General features: G+C 63.3%; 1 rRNA gene. It reads left to right on the forward strand.

The features are described from left to right. Positions 1–197: 197 nt before the first annotated feature. Positions 198–3,171 (forward strand): 23S ribosomal RNA (locus DW037_RS10335). The last annotated feature ends 23 nt before the right edge of the window (positions 3,172–3,194 follow it).

The raw sequence follows: 3,194 nt of genomic DNA on the forward strand, positions 1-3,194 counted from the left end.
AATGATAGCAATCATTCATCCGATCCAAACAAGAAGAATTCACTTATTAATGAGTGAGGAGCATCTGATCGCGAGCACAGTCAACTACTGTGCCGCGGTATGAGATACCCGAATTGCGACATACGAGCGCTATTCATGATATCGATTAATTTAACTTAATTAGCGACACGTGGATATCCCGCGGGCCCGATGCGGTCCCGCAAGATACCACGGGCGCACGGCGGATGCCTTGGCACAGGGAGCCGATGAAGGACGCGGCAAGCTGCGATAATCCCCGGCGAGGAGCACACATCCTTCGACCCGGGGGTCTCCGAATGGGCGAACCCATCCACAGAGGTGTGGATATCCCCGCCCCGAACACATAGGGGCGGGGAGGACAACCCGGGGAACTGAAACATCTAAGTACCCGGAGGAGAGGAAATCAATCTCGAGACTCCCCGAGTAGCGGCGAGCGAAAGGGGACCGATGGCCAAACCGTCGAGCGGGCATACCCGGCAGGGGTTCCGCCGACGGGGTTGCAGGGCCGCGCATCCGGGGGCTGCCGCCCCCGGGCGCAGGTCCGGCTGGGGAGCGGAACGGCATGGGAGGGCCGGCCGCAGCGGGTGACAGCCCCGTACGCGAACCCAGACCGGACGGCGCGACGCGGTCCCTGAGTAGGGCCGGGCACGTGAAACCCGGTCCGAACCTGGGTGGACCACCATCCAAGCCTGAGTACTACCCTGTGACCGATAGCGCACCAGTACCGTGAGGGAAAGGTGAAAAGCACCCCGGGAGGGGAGTGAAACAGTACCTGAAACCGTGCGCCCACGAGCAGTCGGAGCACCTATATGGTGTGACGGCGTGCCTTTTGTAGAATGAGCCAGCGAGTCGCTGGCGCGGGGCGAGGTTAACCGAAAGGGAGCCGGAGCGAAAGCGAGCCTTAACAGGGCGACTTGAGTCCCGCGCCGCGGACGCGAAGCCGGGTGAGCTATCCGTGGGCAGGCTGAAGCGGGGGTAAGACCCCGTGGAGGGCCGAACGCACGTCGGTTGAAAACGGCGGCGATGACCTGCGGATAGGGGTGAAAGGCCAATCAAACCCGGAGATATCTCGTTCTCCCCGAAATAGCTTTAGGGCTAGCGTCGCGCGTTCACCGCCGGAGGTAGAGCACCGGATGGACGAGGGGGCTTCGCCGCCTACCGAATCCAACCGAACTCCGAATGCCGGCGGCCCAGAGCGCGGCAGTCAGAGCATGTGGGCTAAGCTGTGTGCTCGAGAGGGAAACAGCCCGGACCGCCCGCTAAGGTCCCCAAGTTCCAGCCGAGTGGCAAAGGATGTGCGTCCGCCCAGACAACCAGGATGTTGGCTTAGAAGCAGCCATGCATTCAAAGAGTGCGTAACAGCTCACTGGTCGAGTGGACATGCGCCGACAATACACGGGGCTAAGCTGGACACCGAAGCGGCGGGATTTTGATTTTCAGAATCGGTAGGGGAGCTTCCCATGGGCGGGGAAGCCGCCGGGCGACCGGCGGTGGAGCGCATGGGAGTGAGAATGCTGGCATGAGTAGCGAGAGACGAGAGAGTAACTCGTCCGCCGTGAACCCGAGGTTTCCTGGGCAAGGCTAATCCTCCCAGGGTCAGTCGGGGGCTAAGGCGAGGCCGGGAGGCGTAGCCGACGCGCAGCAGGCAGACATTCCTGCACCGCGCACGCGGCGCTACGACCGACGGGGCGACGGATGGGGGTGGCTCGGCGGGGTTCTGGACGTCCCCGTGATGGAGCGCGGCCCGCGGACCAGGGAAATCCGGTCCGCACGAGGGCGAGGCTCCGGACGAAGCATCTGAGCGAAGCGAGTGAGCCCGAGGTCCCTAGAAAAACCCCTAGGCAGGCGCGTGCGCGCCCGTACCGCAAACCGACACAGGTGGGTGGGTAGAACATACCGAGGCGATCGGGTCAACCATGGTCAAGGAACTCGGCACAATGGCCCCGTAACTTCGGGAGAAGGGGTGCCCGCGCGTACGTGAACGGACTTGCTCCGGGAGCGGAGGCGGGCCGCAGTGGAGAGGCCCAAGCGACTGTTTACCAAAAACACAGGACTCTGCAGAAGCCGCAAGGCGACGTATAGGGTCTGACGCCTGCCCGGTGCCGGAAGGTCACGCGGAGGAGTTAGCGCATCGCGCGAAGCCCCGAAGCCAAGCCCCGGTAAACGGCGGCCGTAACTATAACGGTCCTAAGGTAGCGAAATTCCTTGTCGGGTAAGTTCCGACCTGCACGAAAGGCGCAACGACTTGGGCGCTGTCTCGACCATGGACCCGGTGAAATTGCACTGGTCGTGAAGATGCGACTTACCCGCGGAAGGACGGAGAGACCCCGTGAACCTTCACTGCAGCTTGGCATTGGCCGCTGGTCCCGCGTGTAGAGGATAGGCAGGAGGCATCGATCCGGAGGCGCCAGCCCCCGGGGAGCCGCCCTTGGAATACTGCCCTCGCGCGACCGGCGTCCTAACCCGAGGCCGTCAACCGGCTCGGGGACCGTGCCAGGCGGGCAGTTTGACTGGGGCGGTCGCCTCCTAAAGGGTAACGGAGGCGCGCGAAGGTCCGCTCGGGACGGTCGGCAACCGTCCTTTTGAATGCAAGAGTACAAGCGGGCTTGACTGCGAGGCCCACAAGCCGAGCAGGTGCGAAAGCAGGCTCTAGTGATCCGGCGGCCCCGAGTGGGTGGGCCGTCGCTCAACGGATAAAAGGTACTCCGGGGATAACAGGCTGATCTTGCCCAAGAGTCCACATCGACGGCAAGGTTTGGCACCTCGATGTCGGCTCATCGCATCCTGGGGCTGGAGCAGGTCCCAAGGGTACGGCTGTTCGCCGTTTAAAGCGGTACGCGAGCTGGGTTCAGAACGTCGTGAGACAGTTCGGTCCCTATCCTCCGTGGGCGCAGGAGAATCGATGGAGGCTGCCCCCAGTACGAGAGGACCGGGGTGGACGCACCTCCGGTGAACCGGTTGTCGACCAACGGCACGGCCGGGTAGCCGCGTGCGGCGCGGATAACCGCTGAAGGCATCTAAGCGGGAAGCCGTTCCAGGGATTAGTTCTCCTTCCGGTAAGGGCCCAGGTAGACTACCTGGTCGATAGACGGCAGGTGCAAGGCTGGCGACAGCCTCAGCCGAGCCGCACTAATCGCCCGAGCTCTTCCGGAACCGCACCTCGCGGCCCGCGGGAC

Source organism: Collinsella sp. AF39-11AT (assembly GCF_003474585.1).
Taxonomy (GTDB): Bacteria; Actinomycetota; Coriobacteriia; order Coriobacteriales; family Coriobacteriaceae; genus Collinsella.